Source organism: Streptomyces sp. NBC_00885 (assembly GCF_045207475.1).
GTDB lineage: Bacteria > Actinomycetota > Actinomycetes > Streptomycetales > Streptomycetaceae > Streptomyces.
This window is the reverse complement of sequence record NZ_CP108796.1, coordinates 1,254,930-1,271,601: the sequence shown is the minus strand read 5'-3', so window position 1 is coordinate 1,271,601 and position 16,672 is coordinate 1,254,930. Positions and strand designations below refer to the sequence as shown.

The following is a 16,672-nucleotide window of genomic DNA, read 5'->3' as shown; positions in this document are numbered from 1 at the left end:
GCCTTGAGGCCTTACCTGATCCCCTGGCGGTCGGGCAGGAGCGCGAACTCCCGCTCGGCCGCCCCGGGCACGGCCCGCTCCACCGCCTGAACAAGCAGCGCACGATGCCTGATCAATGGTTCCTTCCGCTCCCCGGGCGCGATCAGCAGCAGATCGTCGATGCCGGCCAGCAGCCGTCGGCTGACCTGAGGATTGCCCGCCGAGTGCAGCCGTACCTCGGCGAGCGCGAGATCCACGAGATCCGTCCACCCGGGCACGTCCTGCACCAGCCGCACCTCGCCCATGCCGTCCCGGTGGTGCACCGCGCCGAGGGGTTTCCTCGCGAGCACGGTCAGGAACTGCACGATGCGGTCCAGACACTGCACCGCGGTCGTCGGATCGTTCACGGCGGCGGACAGGGCGCGCAGAGCGATGTCCGACAACTGCCGCAGCCCGAACCCGAGATCCTGAGGAAAGGTCCGCTCGACCCCCACGGACACGGTGTAACTCAGCGCCCGCCGCGAGAGCTCCCCCGTCCCGTGCACCGCCAGCATCGGCGTCCCCGGCACGACGAAGTCACCGATCCGCGGGATCAGCCGCAGCACGACCCCCTGCCGCCTCGCGATCCGCACGAGCCGCGCGACATTCACATCCCGCAGCACCCCGGCCCGCCCGTTGTACGGAACCCACGCACTCTCCGCCGCGAGCGGCGCCGGCTCCCGCTCCCCGCCCGGCTGTCTCACCACCGCGTGCATGGCCTCCCGGGCGATGCGGTCGACGACCGGCCCGACCTGCATCAACCGCAGCATCGACGTCACAAAGGCGATGAAGAGCAGCACGCTCAGCCCGACCATCACCATGGTCAGAAGGCCCTGAACAAACGGCACCGTGGTGACGAGGTGCGGATCGGTCTTGCTCTCGAACGACGTCAGCACGAGCAGCGACAGCAGAAACGTCGCCAGGAACACCGTGAAGGTGGCCTTGGTGATCCGGCTCCGTACGAAGATCCGCACCACCCGGGGAGTGAGCTGCCCGCTCGCCATCTGGACGGCCACCAACGAGATGCTGAAGACGACACCGATGAAGGTCATCATTGCCGAGCTGATCGTGGTGACGACTGTCTTGGCATCATTGGCGAGCTCGATGAGATCCTCGATGGTCTCGTACTCCTGCTGTTCCCGCAGAGACGAGACGATCTCCGTATCCAGCTCCGCGGCCAGTCCCCACAGCACGAGGACGCAGACCAGCCCCGCGGTCGGCGCGAACCAGAAGGTGTCCCGCAGATGCTCGCGCAGTTGCGAGAGGGCGCGGGGTCGTCGATAGCTGCGATCACTCACACAGCCGACGGTAGCGTCACGCTGCGCAGGCGTATCGCTACACGCGGTAGCTGTTCCTGGCGGGTGCGCGAAAGGGGCTCTGAGCGAGCCCCCGGCACCCCACTGACCACCGGATATTCAAGTTCGGGGCGCTTCAAACCCCTGGTATTGTTGTCCATGTCGCCGCGGGAGACCGCGGTCACCTTGTCCGGGTGGCGGAATGGCAGACGCGCTAGCTTGAGGTGCTAGTGCCCTTTATCGGGCGTGGGGGTTCAAGTCCCCCCTCGGACACAAATGAAGATACGGCCATGAGGGCCGCGACCCTAGGGTTGCGGCCCTCGTTGCGTGTTCTCTCTGCTGAAGCTGGGCAGCGTACGGGCTTCGCGGTTCGGAGCTTGTGAAGGAGGAGACAGGATGACGCCCGCGGAGCGCTCCGGTTTGTCCCATGCGGAAGAGGCGCGTGATGCCCGGCTCGAGGACGAGTCGCCGACGCTCTGGGGGCAGGGGTTCAGTGAGGTGGGCCAGAGCATGCTCACCTCAGCGGTGCGGTGTTTCGCGGCGAAGGGCTTCCAGGCCACCAGGACGAGAGACATCACGGCGGGCGCCAAGTTGAGCCCGGCCTCGCTGTACGTCCATTTCGCCTCGAAGGAGGACGTGCTGTTCACGATCTCCCGGGTCGGACACGAGCGAGCCCTCGCGGCACTGCAGGGCCCCGAGGACCCGGACGCGGCGGCGCATCTACGGTCGGTCTTCTCGCGCTTCGTGGCGTGGCACGCCCGCCACCATGTGGCCGGCCGGGTCAATCAGTACGAGATGTTCGCCCTTACCCCGGAGCACTACGCGGAGGTGCTCGGCATCCGTCAGCAGACCACCGAAGTATTCCGGAAGGCAGTCCTTCGGGGTATCGCGGACGGTTCCTTCGTGCAGGTCGACGTGAACCGGGTCGTACGGGCCATGCTGTCCCTGGCGGTCGACCTCGTCCGCTGGTACCGGCTCGACGGTCCGGACTCGCCCGGGCAACTTGGGGAGTTCTACGCCGAGTTGGCCCTCGGTATGGTAACAAACCCTGCCATCGCGAAGGCTTCCGGCACGTCCCAGGCCTAACACATTGAATGTGGGGCACCCGTCCAGTGCCGCGTACAACGACGATTGCCCGTCAGCCGGGGCTGACGGGCAATCGAGCGGACGGTGAGGCCACCGGCCGGCAGGGAGCGGTCCCGCCTGCCGGTGCGTCAGCGTCAGAAAGCGGCGACGGCCTTCGGGTCCGGGCCGTGCGCGTTCTCGTGCCGCTTGCCCTCGGTCGCCAGGAAGACGATCAGGATGATGAAGCCCACCAGCGGGATCAGCGCGATGAGGATCCACCAGCCCGACCGGTCCGTGTCGTGCAGTCGGCGGATCGTGACGCCGAGGGCCGGAAGGAGCACGCCGACCGCGTAGATCAGCTGGAGGAAGCTCGTGCCGAGCACCTTGTCGAGGACCGCCAGCACGGCGCTGATGATGATGTTGAAAAGAGCGAACATCCAGTATTCCTGGCGGCGCGCACGCCCGCTGAATACCGCATATTTCTTGAGTACGTCGACGTACCAGTTCACTGCGTCCCCCCAAAGGACCGCGATGGGAGCCTGTCCTCTTGGAGCAAGCCGGTGCGCAGAAGGTAGTGGCTTGAAGTGAGCTGGTCAAACCGTTACCTGTGACGCTTGATCAGCAGCCTCAGCGGCGGCTCGTTCGGCTCCGGTGAGCCGACCCCCGGCGCATGATGCTGACTGGTTCCCAGCGCTCCGGAACCCCGAACCTGGTCTGTCCATGGGTGGGGTCGGCACAACTGACGCGACACCCGCCTCAGCGCATGTACAGCGCGTCGATGTCCGCCGCGTACGCCCCTGTAATCGCTCGCCGCTTGAGCTTCAGCGTCGGCGTCATCAGGCCGTCGTCCAGGCTGAACTCGTTCGGCAGGATGCGGAAAGCCCGGATGGATTCTGCCCTCGAGACCTGGGTGTTCGCCCTTGAGATCGCCCGCTGGATCTGGGCTCGTAGTTCCTCGTCGTCCGTCATCGCGGAGACGTCCGCCGGCTGCTTGCCCTTGAGGCTCTGCCAGTGCGCCAGTGCCTCCGGGTCCACCGTGATCAGAGCCGCGACGTAGGGCTGGTCGTCGCCCACGACCAGGCACTGGGAGATCAGCGGGTGGTGGCGCAGCTGTTCCTCCAAGGGGAGTGGGGCCACGCTCTTGCCGCCGCTGGTGATGATGATGTCCTTCTTGCGGCCCGTGATGACGAGGTAGCCCTCGTTGTCGAGATGGCCCATGTCGCCGGTGGCGAACCAGCCGTCGCGCAGGACCGCCTCGGTGGCCTTGGGGTTGTTGAGGTACCCGGCGAAGACCGTGCCGCCGCGGACCCATACCTCGCCGTCGTCCGCGATGTGCACCGATGCGCCGGGGATCGGGCGGCCCACCGTGCCGAAGCGGACCGCTCCCGGGGGCTGCGCCGTGATCGCGCCGGAGGTTTCGGTGAGGCCGTAGCCGTCGTAGACCGTGATACCGGTGCCCGCGAAGAACAGACCCAGTTCCCTGCGGAGCGTCGAGCCGCCGGAGACCGCGTTGCGGACCTGGCCGCCCAGTACGGCGCGCAGTTTGCTGTACACCAGGCGGTCGTACACCGAGTGCAGGACCTTCAGTGACGGGCTCGGGCCGTGGCCCGAGCCGATGGCGTGGCGTTCCACGGCTTCGGCGTGGCGCACCGCGACGGCGGCGGCCTTGTCGAAGAGGCTGACGTGGCCGGCGTCCTCGGCGGCGCGGCGGGCCCTGTGGAAGATCTTCTCGAAGATGTACGGGACGGCGAACAGGAACGTCGGCCGGAAGGTGGTCAGGGCCGGGAGCAGCGTCTCGGGTGTCAGATCGGGCTGGTGGCCCAGCCGGATGCCGCCGCGCAGACAGCAGACGACGACCGCCAGCCCGTAGATGTGCGCGACGGGGAGGAAGTTGAGGATCGACGGCTGCACACCGGGCTCGGCGAGGATCCGGCCCCAGCCTTTGAGGAGGATGTCGCACTCCGCGGCCAGATTGGCGTGCGTGATGAGGCAGCCCTTGGGAGTGGCGGTGGTGCCGGAGGTGTAGCTGATCGCGGCGACCTGGTCGGACATCACGGCCGCCCGGTGACGGTGGATCAATTCGTCGTCCACGTCGATGCCCTGGTCGATCAGGGACTCCACACAGCCCAGGTCCATCTGCCAGATCGCGAACAGTGGCGTCTCGGTGTCAGTGGCCGCCGCCACGGTCATCGCATGGTTCTCGTGCTCGACCACGATGGCTCGAACCTGGGCGTCGTAGAGGATCCAGCGCACCTGCTCGATGGACGACGTGGGGTAGACAGGAACGATCTCGACGCCGACCGACCACAGGGCGTACGCCAGAGCCGTCCACTCGTACCGGGTACGGGACATGAGCGCGACCCGGTCGCCGAAGCGGATGCCGTTGGCCAGGAATCCCTTGGCCACGGCCATCACGTCGTCGCGGAACTGCTGGGCGCTGACCGGTTCCCAGGTCTCCGGCCGGATGCCGGTCAATCGGGAGAGCTGCACCAGGGAGGGGTCGCGCTCGGCGGTCTCGTACACCGAGTCGGCGAGGCCGCCCGACCGAAGCGGTTCGGTACGGAGGGGAGGACCGCTTCCTCGCATTAGGCCGCTCCCTTCCCCCGTGTCGGGGGCACTACGCAGTGCAACTCAGGGAGCGAAACGTACCTGTTGAAAAGTCTCCTGCCTAGTTTTCGGACACATCCAGCGACGGATAGGGCGAACCACCCGATACTCCTCGGCTCGTACGCACCGTCCCCGTACGAGCTCACCCTCTGGACGGTACGAGTAACCCAACGTGACCATGGGGTCGTTAAACAGAAGCAAAGAGTGCGACGAGCGCGACAAGGGGGTCGCCACCCATGGCGAACAGCAGTGCACCCGAACAGTCCGACAGCCTCAAGGCGTTCGGAGCCGTCCTCAAGATCTTCCGTGAACGGGCCTCGCTCACGCAGGAGCAACTCGCGCCGCTGGTCTGCTATTCGCATGCGTGCGTCGCCTCGATCGAGCAGGGGCGGCGCATGCCTCCCGGCGACTTCGTCGAGCGGGCGGAGGAGGCACTGGACTCGTTCGGCGTGCTGCGGGCGGTGGCCCAGCATGTGTCGCGGCGGCCGGGTCTGGCCGCGTGGTTCCGGCTGTGGGCGCAGTTGGAGTCCGCGGCCATGAGCCTCTGCACATACGAATGCCGGGTGGTGCCCGGTCTGTTGCAGACCGAGGCGTACGCGCGTGCCGTGATGCTGAACGTCCCACCGCCGCCCACCGAGGCGGAGGTCGTGGAGCGGATCGCCGCGCGCATGGAGCGGCAGGAGCTGTTGACCCGTACGCCACCGATCGCGTTCAGCTTCATCGTCGAGGAGTCGGTGCTGCTGCGGCACACCGGCGGCGAGAGCGTCACACGGGAACTCCTCGACCGCCTCATCGCCTGCGCCGAGTTGTGGAACGTCGAGCTGCAGATCATGCCGCTGCGACAGCCGTATCACGCTGGTACGGACGGCCCGATGCAGCTTCTGGAGACGCCCGACAACAAGTGGCTGGGCTACTCGGAGGGCCAGCAGACCGGGCAGCTGAACTCTGGCCCGAAAGACGTCAGCCTGATGCAGATGCGCTATGCCAAGATGCGCTCACAAGCTCTGTCTCCGGCGGACTCGGCGGAGCTGTTGCAGCGGATGCGAGGAGCGCTATGAGCACCAACGACAAGCTGGACTGGTTCAAGAGCAGCTACAGCGGTTCCCAGGGTGACAGCTGCGTAGAGGTCGCGCGCCGACCGGACGCCGTCCATGTCCGTGACTCCAAGGAGAAGGACGGGCCGCGGTTCGCGGTGTCTCAGGCTGCGTGGGTCGCATTCATCGAGTTCGCCGGAGTCTGAAGCGCCTGCTGGCGGTTGGAGGCGGGGGACAGGTCGGGCGACCGGCACACGTCCGCGGCCGCCTCCGCGTCCCGCACCCGCCACAGCCACCTGATGTCCCGTCCGAAGGACCACACCAGCAGCGCCAGCGCCACGAGCACCGCCGCGAAGGCAGGCAGAACCGGCAGGATCCCCGCGCCCACCACCAGCAGCACGATCCCCTGCAGCGCCGCCACGGTCTTGCGGGCCGTGCTCGGCGGCAGGGCTCCGTTCAGCCAGGGCAGGACCCGCGCCGCCGCGACGAAGGCGTAGCGCATGGTGCCGATCAGGAGCACCCAGGGGCCCAGGGACATGGCGACGTAGATGCTGAGCACCAGGATGAGGAACGCGTCGACCTCCATGTCGAAGCGTGCCCCCAGAGGGGACGATGTGCCGGTGTGGCGGGCGACCTTGCCGTCGACCGCGTCGAGGATCAGGGCGACCGTCGTGAGGGCGACCAGGACCGTGACCGGGGGCGGGCTTTCGAAGGAGTCCGCGACCAGTGCGGTCACGCCGCCGACAAGCGTCGCGCGGGCCAGGGTCACACGATTGGCCGGTCCGAAGGACTCGAGCCAGGAGCGGCGCAGGGCGCGGGTCAGGGCCGCCCAGGTGGCGACCCCGAAGGCCAGGCCCGTCAGCCAGCCCGCGGGTCCCAGGCCGATCACCGTGCCGAGCAGAGCCAGCAGGGCGAGCTGTGCGCCCGCTCCCACGGCTGTCTCGTGCCGCAGTGGCCTCATGTCGTACGCGTTGTTCAAGGCCACCGTGCGCAACCTCCGGGTGAGTGACAGAGTCGATCATTCCCGCGTACCGTGGCCGCGGCTTCAGCCACCAGTACGTTAATTACCGCGCGATCGTTCAGGAGGACGCCGATGCAGCGCGTCGCCCGTGCCTTCTGGCTCCGCTCTCCCGGCCATGGAGAGGTCCGGGAGGTCGTCCTGCCGGCCCCCGCCGCCGACGAGGTGCTGGTGCGCACGCTCTTCTCCGGGGTGAGCCGCGGCACCGAGACCCTGGTCTTCCGCGGGGGTGTACCGGAGAGCCAGTACGGCGTGATGCGGGCGCCGTTCCAGGAAGGCGACTTCCCCGGGCCCGTCAAGTACGGCTATCTCAACGTGGGTCTTGTGGAGGAGGGGCCGCGGGAGCTGGTGGGCCGTACGGTCTTCAGCCTCTATCCGCACCAGACCCGGTTCGTCGTCCCCGCGAGTGCCGTCACTCCGGTGCCGGACAGCGTCCCCGCCGCCCGGGCCGTGCTCGCCGGGACGGTGGAGACGGCGGTGAACGCCGTCTGGGACGCGGCACCGATGCTCGGCGACCGCATCGCCGTCGTGGGCGCGGGTATGGTCGGCGCCAGTGTCGCGGCCGTACTCGCCCGCTTCCCCGCCGTCCGCGTCCAGCTCGTCGACGCCAATCCCGCGCGCGCGGACATCGCACGCGCCCTCGGCGTCGACTTCGCGCTCCCCGAGGAGGCCGCGGGCGACTGCGATCTCGTCGTCCACGCCAGTGCCACCGAGGAGGGACTGGCGCGCTCGCTGGAACTCCTCGCCCCGGAGGGCACAGTCCTCGAACTGAGCTGGTACGGAGACCGGCGCATCAGCCTGCCGCTGGGGGAGGCCTTCCACTCCCGCCGCCTCGTCGTACGCAGCAGCCAGGTCGGCACGGTGTCCCCGGCCAGGGGTTCGCGCCGGACCTTCGCCGACCGGCTCGTTCTCGCGCTCGACCTGCTCGCCGATCCCGCCTTCGATGCGCTGATCACTGCGGAGTGTGCTTTCGACGAGCTCCCGGATGCGCTGCCGAGGCTTGCTTCCGGCGATCTTCCGGGGTTGTGTCTGCGCGTACGGTACGACCGCTGAACAGGGCGGACCGATCGGCCGTACTACAGGTCAGATGTGCCACCGCACCTGGAGGGTCGTCCTTTGTTCAGCATCACCGTCCGTGATCACATCATGATCGCTCACAGCTTCAGCGGGGAGGTTTTCGGACCCGCGCAGCGCCTGCACGGAGCTACGTTCCTCGTGGACGCCACCTTCCGCCGCCCCGAACTGGACGCGGACAACATCGTCGTCGACATCGGCCTGGCCACCCAGGAGCTCGGCACCGTCGTGGGCGCGCTGAACTACCGCAATCTCGACGACGACCCCGACTTCGCCGGCATCAACACCAGTACGGAATTCCTGGCCAAGGTCATCGCCGACCGCCTTGCCGAGCGGGTGCACGCGGGGGCTCTGGGCGAGGGCGCACGCGGGCTGGCCGGGATCACGGTCACCCTGCACGAGTCGCATGTCGCCTGGGCGAGTTACGAGCGATCACTATGAGCCGCTCGGTGCACATCGTCATGCCGGGCGGGGTGGACGATCCGGCCGCGCCCAGTGGCGGCAACATCTACGACCGCCGCCTGTGCCGGGAGCTGCCCGGCACCGGCTGGCAGGTCCGCGAGCACACCGTCGCGGGCAGCTGGCCGCAGCCGGGAGCGGACGCCCGGGCGGAGCTGGCCCGCATCCTGGCCAGGGCTGCGGACGGCGTCGTCGTCCTCCTCGACGGACTCGTCGCCTGCGCCGTTCCCGACATCGTCGTCCCCGAGACGGGACGGCTGCGCATCGCGGTACTGGTGCACCTGCCGCTGGGCGACGAGACAGGGCTCGCTCCGTCGCGGGTGAGTGAGCTCGACGCTCTGGAGCGCAGGACCCTGCGATCCGTGCCCGCGGTCGTGGCGACCAGCGAATGGGCGGCCCGCAGGCTTGTGGCCCACCACGGGCTCGACCCCGGCCGGGTCCATGTCGCAGCCCCTGGCGCCGACATCGAGCCCCCGGCCTGCGGCACCGACGGAGCCTCGCGGCTGATCTGCGTCGCCTCGGTGACCCCGCGCAAGGGGCAGCTCCGGCTGGTGGAGGCCCTGGCCGACGTCGCGGACCTGCCCTGGACGCTCGTGTGCGCCGGAGGCCTCGGACAGGACCCCGCATACGTCGCCCAACTGCGCGCGCTGATCGAAAAGTCCGGCCTCGACGGCCGGGTGCACCTCGTCGGGCCGCAGAGCGGCGCGGAGCTGGACGCGACCTACGCCGATGCCGACCTCCTGCTGCTCACCTCGTACGCGGAGACGTACGGCATGGCGGTGACCGAGGCGCTCGCCCGCGGCATCCCCGTACTCGCAACCACCGTCGGCGGGCTCCCGGAGGCTGTCGGGCACGCGCCCGACGGCACTGTGCCGGGCCTGCTCGTACGGTCGGAAGACGCCGGGGCGCTCGCGACGGCGCTGCGCCGCTGGTTCGGCGACCCCGCCCTGCGCCGTCGGCTGAGGGCGGCCGCCGGCGCCCGGCGCGCCGCGCTGGACGGGTGGGAGACCACGGCCCGGAATCTGGCGGGCGCTCTGGAACACGTCCGACTCGATCCCCGGAGGGCCGCGTGAATGCGACCGACGCACCCCGTTACGCCCCCGAGTGGCTCGAGCTGCGGGAGGGCGCCGACGCTGCCTCCCGCGCGACCGAACTCCTCGACCCGCTGCGAGAGTGGCTGGCGGGCCACAAGGCCGGCGGTCTGGTGATCCGCGATCTCGGCTGCGGCACGGGCTCCATGGGGCGCTGGCTCGCACCCAGGCTCCCTGGCCCCCAGCACTGGATCCTGCACGACCACGACCCCGAACTCCTCCGCCTGGCGGCCGCTCACACTCCCCGTACGGCAGCCGACGGCAGCGGCGTCACGGTCACCACGGAGCGCGGCGACATCGCCCACCTGACGGCGGACCTCCTGGCCAGTGCCTCGCTGGTGACAGCCTCCGCGCTGCTGGACGTACTCACCCGCGACGAGGTGACCGCGCTCGCCCGGGCCTGCGCCGGGGCCCGTTGCCCGGCGCTGCTGGCCCTGTCGGTGGTGGGGCGGGTCGAGCTGACACCGGCCGAGCCGCTGGACGACCAGATCGCCGAAGCCTTCAACGAACACCAGCAACGCGAGGGTCTGCTGGGGCCCGAAGCCGTCACGTTCGCCGCGGAAGCCTTCGTACGGCAGGGCGTGACGGTACGGATGCATGCCAGCCCCTGGCAACTCGGCGCCGACGATGCGCTGCTGACCGCGCAGTGGCTGCGCGGCTGGGTCGGCGCCGCCTGCGAGCAGCGTCCCTCCTTGGCCCCCCGCGCCCAGGCGTATCTGCGCCGCCGCCTGGCGGCGTGCGCGGCGGGCGAGTTGACAGTGGTCGTGCAGCACAGCGATCTGCTGGCACTGCCCAGCGCGACGGGTGGCAATTCATGAGCGGGCAGACGAGGGCCCGTATCGGCACGCTCGCCGGAGCGGGCATCCTGGCCGTGCTGGTGTGGCGTCTTGGCACCGGCGCCTTCCTGGACGGGCTGCGCAGGATCGACGGACCGACCCTTCTGGCCGCCCTCGGGCTGGGCCTGCTCACCACCGTGTTCAGCGCCTGGCGCTGGCGCCTGGTGGCCCGCGGCCTGGACATCCGGCTGCCGCTGGGCCGGGCGGTCGCCGACTACTACCGGGCCCTGTTCCTGAACGCGGCCCTGCCCGGTGGCGTGCTCGGCGATGTGCACCGCGCGGTACGGCACGGGCAGAACACCGGTGACATCGGCCGCGGCGTCCGCGCTGTGGTCCTCGAACGGACTGCGGGGCAGGTGGTCCTGATCGCCGTCGGCGGGGTGGTGCTGCTCGTCCAGCCGTCCCCGGCGCTGACAGCGGCCCGCCACCTCGCCACCGTGCCGGTTCTCGCCGCGGCCGTCGCCGTCACGGGTGCACTGATGATCACGGTCGCCGTCCGGCGGCGCGGGAAGCCCGGCACCTCGCGATGGCACCGGGCGACCCGCACCGCGCTGGCCGAAGCGCGCCTGGGACTGCTCGCCCGCGCCAGCTGGCCGGGAGTGGTGATCTCCTCCGTCGCGGTGCTGGCGGGGCATCTGGGCATGTTCCTTCTCGCCGCGCGGGCAGCGGGGTCAACGGCTCCGTTCGCCCAGTTGGCTCCCCTGATGGTGCTCGCTCTGCTCGCCATGGCGCTGCCGCTGAACGTCGGTGGCTGGGGGCCCAGGGAAGGCGTCACCGCCTGGGCCTTCGGCGCCGCCGGGCTGGGAGCCGCCCAGGGCCTGACCGTCGCCGTGGTCTACGGAGTGCTCACCTTCGCCGCGAGCCTGCCCGGCATCGGCGTCCTCGTCGGCCCCTGGCTCGCCCGGCTGCGGCGCCCGCAGGTCGAACTCGAAGAGCGTGTCCTCGCCGAGGAAGGCACGTCGGACCGGTGGGCGAAGCGCATGGCGCATCACCGGCTGTCCGGCGAAGCGCAGCCCGGGGATGCCGTCACCGATCAGGACCGGCGCCACGGTGACGTACAGCCGGTGCAGCGCCTGCTCGTGAAGGAAGCGCGAGACGGTGACGCCGCCGCCCTCGACCAGCACCCGGCCAAGGCCGCGCCGCGCGAGCGAGTCCAGCAGGCGTCCCGGGGCGAACGCGTCCTGGTCCGGCAGGGTCAGAACCTCGACACCGTCGGGGACGGACTTGTCGTGGCCACTGCCGGCGCCCACCACCCACAGAGTGGGGGCTGACCCATCGGTGAACACCCGGCGCCCCAGCGGCACCCGGCCGCGCGGATCGAGGACGACGCGCACCGGGTTGGTCCCCGCGCAGGCACGCACGGTCAGCTGAGGATCGTCCGCGACGGCCGTGCCCGCACCGACGACCACCGCGTCGGCCAGGGCACGCAGATGGTGCAGATGGCTGCGGTCCTCCTCGCCGGTGACATAGTCGGCGTCGCCGGTACGGGTCGCGATGAAGCCGTCAAGGCTCTGCCCGAGCTGCGCGAATGCCACGCGCGGACCGGCCAGGCACAGCGGCAGATAGCGCTCCGCGAGCCACTCGGCCCCGGGCGAGGCGTCCTGCGTCCAGCGCCCGCCGCTCTTCGGGTCCAGGACCAGCCCGGCCGCCTCGGCGTCCGCCCCGGTCCGTACGGCTCGCAGCCGCTTCCAGGCCTCCGACGTATCCAGCGCACCACCGGGGCCGCTCATCGCGTCGCTCGCCCGGAGAGCAGCGAGACGTACTCACCGAAGGATTCGACAAGTGAGGCCAGCAGTTCCTTTCCCTTGTCGGCGGATGCCATTGACGGACGTCCGATGACTCCGGAGTCCGTGTATGCCTCCATACCGAGAGTGAGGAGATGCTTACGCTCGTCGGCAAGGAAATCGGATGTCTCAAAGCCGGGCCGGACGAGTTCGGGATGGGCGTGCAGCAGGATGGATGTCTCCACTTCTCCCGCGTGCATATCGCTGTGCGACGGGGTCTGTACACCTGCTCTGGCCCGGGCGGCGTCCCAGTCCGCCGTGCCCGGGAAAAGCGCCATGCGGATACCGTTGCTATCGGATTCCTGAACCACATTGCGCAGTACGTAATTCCCCCCGTGGCCGTTGAGCAGAATGAGGGCGCCGATACCGGACCGGCTCAGGGAGTCGGCGATGTCCCGTACCACCGCGATGAGGGTCGCGGCGGAAATACTGACCGTGCCCGGCCAGGAGGCATGTTCGTGGGAGCAGGAGACGGTCAACGGAGGAAGGTGGAGTACCCGATGAGCTGCGGCGACCTCACGCGCGATGGTGCAGGCGACGACCGTGTCGGTCACCAATGGAAGATACGCACCGTGCTGCTCGAAGCTGCCGATGGGAAGGATGGCGATGTCGGCCCCCTCGGCCCTCACATCCTCCGTGGAGTGCCACGGCAACAGTCCCGCTGCCTGCCATGGCGTTCCCGAACTGCTCATGTCTTTCCGGCCTTTCGTCGTTCGCTCTGCGCGCCGATGGTCGAACGTGATGAATCGGGCGCCCAGTTGTGCCCTTCGTCATTTTCCCTCACACCACACGCAGTCTGCCAGATAGGATCGGGCGCATGACAGAAAGTGATGGCGCGTTCCGCGGAAGTGTTCGTCCATCAGGTGTCGAACGAGTGGTGGATGTCCAACTGTCCACCGTGCACGGCGATTTCGTCGCGATCGGCTACCTGGACCGCAATAGCGGCGAGGAACAAATGGTGCTGGTATTCGGCGATGTCGAGCGAGAAGGAGCGCTTACCCGCGTGCATTCGGAGTGTCTGACCGGAGATGTCTTCGGTTCCAAACACTGCGAGTGCGGCGACCAACTGTCCGCGGCGCTCGGTGCCATCGTGGAGGAAGGGCACGGCATCCTCGTGTACCTCCAGGGCCATGAGGGGCGCGGGATCGGCCTGCTGGCCAAGCTCCGGGCGATGAAGCTCCAGGCGGAGGGCCTCGACACGGTCGAGGCGAACATCGCCCTCGGGCTCCCGGTCGACGCCCGCGACTACCAGGTGGCGGCGGACATCCTGCACGATCTCGGCGTCCGGTCGGTGCGGCTGCTCTCGAACAACCCGCTCAAGCGCGAGGCGCTGCTGCGGCACGGCATCAAGATCGCCGATCTGGTACCCCTGCTGATACCGCCGCGCGCGGAGAACAGGTCCTATCTGTGGACCAAGCGGGACCGCCTCGATCACTACCTGCCGCACCTGGACGGCGCAGCCGAATAGGCAGCGCGTACGTCACGCCATCTGCCGGCGCACCAGCTCGTGCAGATGCCCGCCGCCGTGCGCGAGCAGCTCCGCCGGGGTCCCCTGCTCCACGATCCGGCCGTCCGACATCACGATTACGCGGTCGGCGTCCATCACGGTCGAGAGCCGGTGGGCGATCACGACGCGGCTCGCGCTCAGGCGGCGGGTGGACTCGATCACGATGCGCTGGGCCTCGTTGTCCAGCGCACTCGTGGCCTCGTCGAAGAAGAGGATCCGGGGGCGGCGGACAAGGGCCTGGGCGATCATCAGGCGCTGGCGCTGGCCGCCCGATATTGCGCCGCCGCCCGCGATCATCGTGTGCAGGCCCATGGGCATGCGCTTGATGTCCTCGGCCAGGCCCGCCATCTCGGCCGCCTCCCACACCTCTTCCTGGGTGAACGCCTCGGTGCCGCAGATGCAGTCCAGGATCGATCCGGTCAGCGGCTGTGCGTTCTGCAGGACGACTCCGCACTGGCGGCGTACGGCGGCCTGGTCAAGGGCCGCCAGGTCCTGGCCGTCGTACAGGACACTGCCCGAGGCCGGCCGGTCGAAGCCGATGAGGAGGCGCAGCAGCGTCGACTTGCCGCAGCCGCTGGGGCCGACGATCGCCACGAACTCGCCCTGCCGCACCTGGAGGGACACGTCGTCGAGGACGAGCGGGCCGTCGTCGGCGTAGCGGAAGCTGAGCTTTCTGGTCTCGATCCCGCCGGACAGGGTGCAGGGCTGGGCACTTGCCCCGCGGACCTCGGGAGCCTCGTCGAAGACCGGCCTGATCTGCTCGAACATCGGCAGCGCGGCGGCGGCCGACACCAGCACCCCCGACAGCTGGGTGACCGAGGTCAGCAGCATGGTGACGGAGGTGTTGAACGTCAGGAACTCACCCGCCGACATGCTCCCGCGCGCGGGACCGGCCAGCAGCATGAACATGGTGAGCGAACAGAGCGGCAGATAGACCGCGTCGAGGACCGTCGTCATGTTCTTGATCCGCCCCGCCCGCTGCTGGAGTTCCCGGGAGCGGGCGAACTCCCGCGCCCACGCGGCGTACGCGAAGCTCTCCGCCGCCGCGACCCGCAGCTTGGGCAGTCCGCGCAGGGTCTGGAAAGCCTGGTTGTTGAGCTTGTTGCCGAGTTCGACAAGCTCCCGCTGCCAGCGCAGCTGCCACAGTCCCATCCCGACAAACACGGCCCCGATGACGACGAGCATGGCGATGGCCGTGAGCGCCAGCGGCACGCTGTAACAGAGCAGCAGTACGAGGTTCATCCCGCCGACCGTGCCCGCCTGCAGGGCCACCGGGCCGATGCCGGACAGCAGCCGCCGGACGGCGCTGACGCCCATCGCCGCACTGGCCAGCTCGCCGGTGGAGCGCTCGGTGAAGAATCGCGTCGGCAGCCGCAACAGCCGGTCCCACACGGCCGGTTGGAGCTGGCTCTCCATGCGGCCCTCCATCCGCAGGACCGTGAGGTTCTGCAGCAGCATGAAGGCGGCCGAGACGATGCCGGCGATCATCACGGCCAGGGCGACCTGGACGATGAGGCTCTTCTCGGCGGTCGGTACGTATACGCCGAGCACCTGGCCGGTCGCGATCGGCACCAGCGCGCCGAGGGCGACGGTCACCAGTCCGCCGATCGCCAGATTGCGTACGTCCGTTGCGGCACCGCGCAGGCTGAAGCGAAGCAGGCGCCAGGGGGTCATGGGCCGTTCTGGCAGCGGGCGGTAGAACATCACGGCGCGCGGCTCGAGTTCCTCCGCCTGGTTCTCGCCGATTCGGATGCGCAGGCCGGAGGCCGGGTTCACCGCCTCGTAGCGGCCACGGCGCCACAGCAGGGCGACCGGGGCGCCGGACTTGGCCCAATGGCCCACCAGGGGACCGGTGTTCGTACGCCACCAGCGTCCCTCCAGCCGGACCGCGCGGGTGCGGATCCGGGAGCCGGTCGCGATCCGCTCGACGGGACTGATGCGGTCGCTGACCTGGCCGCTCTTCGGCGGCTCGGTGAGCGTGATCCCGGCGGCTTCCGCCACGCGTCGGCAGACGGCGAAGGTCGCGTCGTCGTCGGCCCCGTCCGCTCCGGCGGATGCCCGCCCGGCCCGCTCGGGCCTGCCGATGGAGGCCAGCAGCGCCTGGTCGGCCCGGGCCCTGACTGCCTCGCCCGCCTTGATGCCCGCGGCCGTACGGTCCTCGTGGGCGCGCTCAAGGGTCTCGATCCAGCGGTCCACCGCGGACAGCAGCCGGTACTGCTGGTTGACCATCTGCTGCCACAACGCGGCGTCGACGAGCAGATCGCCTGCGGCCTCAGCGCTGTACATCGCGCCGTACTGGACACTGCCGGACGGGACCGGCATCCACAGGATGTCGTCGTCGGCCATAGCCTCGTCGGTGGCCCGGCCCTCCAGCGGAGCCTGGAACAGGACGCCGAGGCCACGTCCGGTGCCGAGGGCGAAGGCGTGCTCCAGCGGGGTCGGCGCCTCGTACCCCGTCTCGTACCCGGTCCCATGCCCCGTCTCAAACCCGCTCTGGTAGCCGGTCCCGTACCCCGTCGGGGACCCGTACGCCGGGTACTCGCCGCTGTACTCCGGCCGGTACAGCTCCCGCAGCGGGATCCGGCGCAGCAGAGAGTCCTGCGAGGGCCTGCCGAGCAGGGTGTGCCGGGGGCCCTCGACCGGGCCCAGCAGCAGGGTGCCCGCTTCCAGACGGCCGAGGAAGTGCCAGTGCCCCTGCTGGTCGGCGTCGACCGCGAAGAGATCCAGGGTTCCGCCGACGACGAGCCACAGCACATGTGGCCCCTCCAGCGGCAGACTGCGCAGGCCGGTGCAGTCCACGGGCGCGCCCAGGCCGCCCAGGGCATGCGTCACCGCGTCGCTCTCGCCCGGTCCCACGACCGCGGCCGGGTGAACGGATGCCACC

14 protein-coding genes, 1 tRNA gene and 2 pseudogenes are annotated in these 16,672 nt (G+C 69.5%); 10 read left to right on the top strand and 7 right to left on the bottom strand.

The annotated features are described in order from the left end of the window. Positions 1–11: 11 nt before the first annotated feature. Positions 12–1,316 carry a DUF2254 domain-containing protein gene (locus OHA61_RS05830; protein ID WP_406302056.1) on the bottom strand — a complete coding sequence of 435 codons (1,305 nt, stop codon included), beginning with the start codon at positions 1,314–1,316 and terminating at the stop codon, positions 12–14. Between the two features lie 185 nt (positions 1,317–1,501). Here OHA61_RS05830 and OHA61_RS05825 point away from each other — a divergent pair. Then, a tRNA-Leu gene (locus OHA61_RS05825) sits at positions 1,502–1,586 on the top strand. Between the two features lie 123 nt (positions 1,587–1,709). Next, positions 1,710–2,399, top strand: coding sequence for a TetR/AcrR family transcriptional regulator (locus tag OHA61_RS05820; RefSeq protein ID WP_406302055.1), 690 nt, complete (start codon positions 1,710–1,712; stop codon positions 2,397–2,399). 134 nt (positions 2,400–2,533) lie between these two features. Here the strand turns inward: OHA61_RS05820 and OHA61_RS05815 are convergent, their stop codons facing one another. Together OHA61_RS05815 and OHA61_RS05810 are read right to left on the bottom strand one after the other, a co-directional pair. After that, a complete protein-coding gene (locus OHA61_RS05815) occupies positions 2,534–2,887 on the bottom strand; it encodes a DUF805 domain-containing protein (RefSeq protein WP_328666847.1) in 354 nt (117 codons plus the stop codon). Between the two features lie 247 nt (positions 2,888–3,134). Next, on the bottom strand, positions 3,135–4,964 hold the full coding sequence (locus tag OHA61_RS05810; protein WP_406302054.1) for an AMP-dependent synthetase/ligase: 1,830 nt from the start codon (positions 4,962–4,964) through the stop codon (positions 3,135–3,137). A gap of 257 nt (positions 4,965–5,221) precedes the next feature. Here OHA61_RS05810 and OHA61_RS05805 point away from each other — a divergent pair, with 257 nt between their 5' ends. Continuing rightward, entirely contained in the window at positions 5,222–6,043 is an 822-nt protein-coding gene (locus OHA61_RS05805; RefSeq protein WP_406302053.1) for a helix-turn-helix domain-containing protein, read from the top strand. Further along, positions 6,040–6,225, top strand: a complete 186-nt coding sequence (locus tag OHA61_RS05800) for a DUF397 domain-containing protein (RefSeq protein WP_406302052.1) — start codon at positions 6,040–6,042, stop codon at positions 6,223–6,225. Before OHA61_RS05805 ends, OHA61_RS05800 begins: the two co-directional genes overlap by 4 nt. On the opposite strand, the gene OHA61_RS05795 is transcribed toward OHA61_RS05800, so the two are convergent. Next, a complete protein-coding gene (locus OHA61_RS05795; protein ID WP_406302051.1) occupies positions 6,183–7,004 on the bottom strand; it encodes a CDP-alcohol phosphatidyltransferase family protein in 822 nt (273 codons plus the stop codon). The genes OHA61_RS05800 and OHA61_RS05795 overlap by 43 nt on opposite strands. A gap of 108 nt (positions 7,005–7,112) precedes the next feature. Here OHA61_RS05795 and OHA61_RS05790 point away from each other — a divergent pair, with 108 nt between their 5' ends. From OHA61_RS05790 to OHA61_RS05770, 5 genes and pseudogenes are all read left to right on the top strand, one after another. Then, positions 7,113–8,090: a zinc-binding alcohol dehydrogenase gene (locus tag OHA61_RS05790; protein ID WP_406302050.1), complete on the top strand. Its 978-nt coding sequence runs from the start codon at positions 7,113–7,115 to the stop codon at positions 8,088–8,090. Positions 8,091–8,153: 63 nt separating this feature from the next. After that, positions 8,154–8,552 carry a 6-carboxytetrahydropterin synthase gene (locus tag OHA61_RS05785; protein ID WP_324990034.1) on the top strand — a complete coding sequence of 133 codons (399 nt, stop codon included), beginning with the start codon at positions 8,154–8,156 and terminating at the stop codon, positions 8,550–8,552. After that, positions 8,549–9,643: a glycosyltransferase family 4 protein gene (locus OHA61_RS05780; protein WP_406302049.1), complete on the top strand. Its 1,095-nt coding sequence runs from the start codon at positions 8,549–8,551 to the stop codon at positions 9,641–9,643. The genes OHA61_RS05785 and OHA61_RS05780 overlap by 4 nt, the downstream gene beginning before the upstream one ends. After that, positions 9,571–10,479: a class I SAM-dependent methyltransferase gene (locus OHA61_RS05775; protein WP_406302048.1), complete on the top strand. Its 909-nt coding sequence runs from the start codon at positions 9,571–9,573 to the stop codon at positions 10,477–10,479. The genes OHA61_RS05780 and OHA61_RS05775 overlap by 73 nt, the downstream gene beginning before the upstream one ends. Then, positions 10,476–11,423: pseudogene (locus OHA61_RS05770) on the top strand (lysylphosphatidylglycerol synthase transmembrane domain-containing protein); the annotation flags it as partial. The gene OHA61_RS05775 and the pseudogene OHA61_RS05770, both read left to right, overlap by 4 nt. 156 nt (positions 11,424–11,579) lie before the next feature. On the opposite strand, the pseudogene OHA61_RS05765 reads toward OHA61_RS05770, so the two are convergent. Continuing rightward, positions 11,580–12,227, bottom strand: a pseudogene (locus OHA61_RS05765) (RibD family protein); the annotation flags it as partial. Continuing rightward, positions 12,224–12,973: a creatininase family protein gene (locus OHA61_RS05760; RefSeq protein WP_406302047.1), complete on the bottom strand. Its 750-nt coding sequence runs from the start codon at positions 12,971–12,973 to the stop codon at positions 12,224–12,226. The gene OHA61_RS05760 and the pseudogene OHA61_RS05765, both read right to left, overlap by 4 nt. 125 nt (positions 12,974–13,098) lie before the next feature. On the opposite strand from OHA61_RS05760, the gene ribA reads away from it, so the two are divergent. Next, positions 13,099–13,749, top strand: coding sequence for a GTP cyclohydrolase II (gene ribA / locus OHA61_RS05755; protein WP_406302046.1), 651 nt, complete (start codon positions 13,099–13,101; stop codon positions 13,747–13,749). 12 nt (positions 13,750–13,761) lie between these two features. Here ribA and OHA61_RS05750 read toward each other — a convergent pair whose 3' ends face one another. Next, positions 13,762–16,671: an NHLP bacteriocin export ABC transporter permease/ATPase subunit gene (locus OHA61_RS05750; RefSeq protein ID WP_406302045.1), complete on the bottom strand. Its 2,910-nt coding sequence runs from the start codon at positions 16,669–16,671 to the stop codon at positions 13,762–13,764. Between the last annotated feature and the right edge of the window lies 1 nt (position 16,672).

What these genes read in the sequence shown, in the direction of transcription:
- OHA61_RS05760 (WP_406302047.1), bottom strand. Translation starts at nt 12,973, where the DNA reads ATGAGCAGTTCGGGAACGCCATGGCAGGCAGCGGGACTGTTGCCGTGG.
- OHA61_RS05805 (WP_406302053.1), top strand. Translation starts at nt 5,222, where the DNA reads ATGGCGAACAGCAGTGCACCCGAACAGTCCGACAGCCTCAAGGCGTTC.
- OHA61_RS05790 (WP_406302050.1), top strand. Translation starts at nt 7,113, where the DNA reads ATGCAGCGCGTCGCCCGTGCCTTCTGGCTCCGCTCTCCCGGCCATGGA.
- OHA61_RS05810 (WP_406302054.1), bottom strand. Translation starts at nt 4,964, where the DNA reads ATGCGAGGAAGCGGTCCTCCCCTCCGTACCGAACCGCTTCGGTCGGGC.
- OHA61_RS05780 (WP_406302049.1), top strand. Translation starts at nt 8,549, where the DNA reads ATGAGCCGCTCGGTGCACATCGTCATGCCGGGCGGGGTGGACGATCCG.
- OHA61_RS05820 (WP_406302055.1), top strand. Translation starts at nt 1,710, where the DNA reads ATGACGCCCGCGGAGCGCTCCGGTTTGTCCCATGCGGAAGAGGCGCGT.
- ribA (WP_406302046.1), top strand. Translation starts at nt 13,099, where the DNA reads ATGACAGAAAGTGATGGCGCGTTCCGCGGAAGTGTTCGTCCATCAGGT.
- OHA61_RS05800 (WP_406302052.1), top strand. Translation starts at nt 6,040, where the DNA reads ATGAGCACCAACGACAAGCTGGACTGGTTCAAGAGCAGCTACAGCGGT.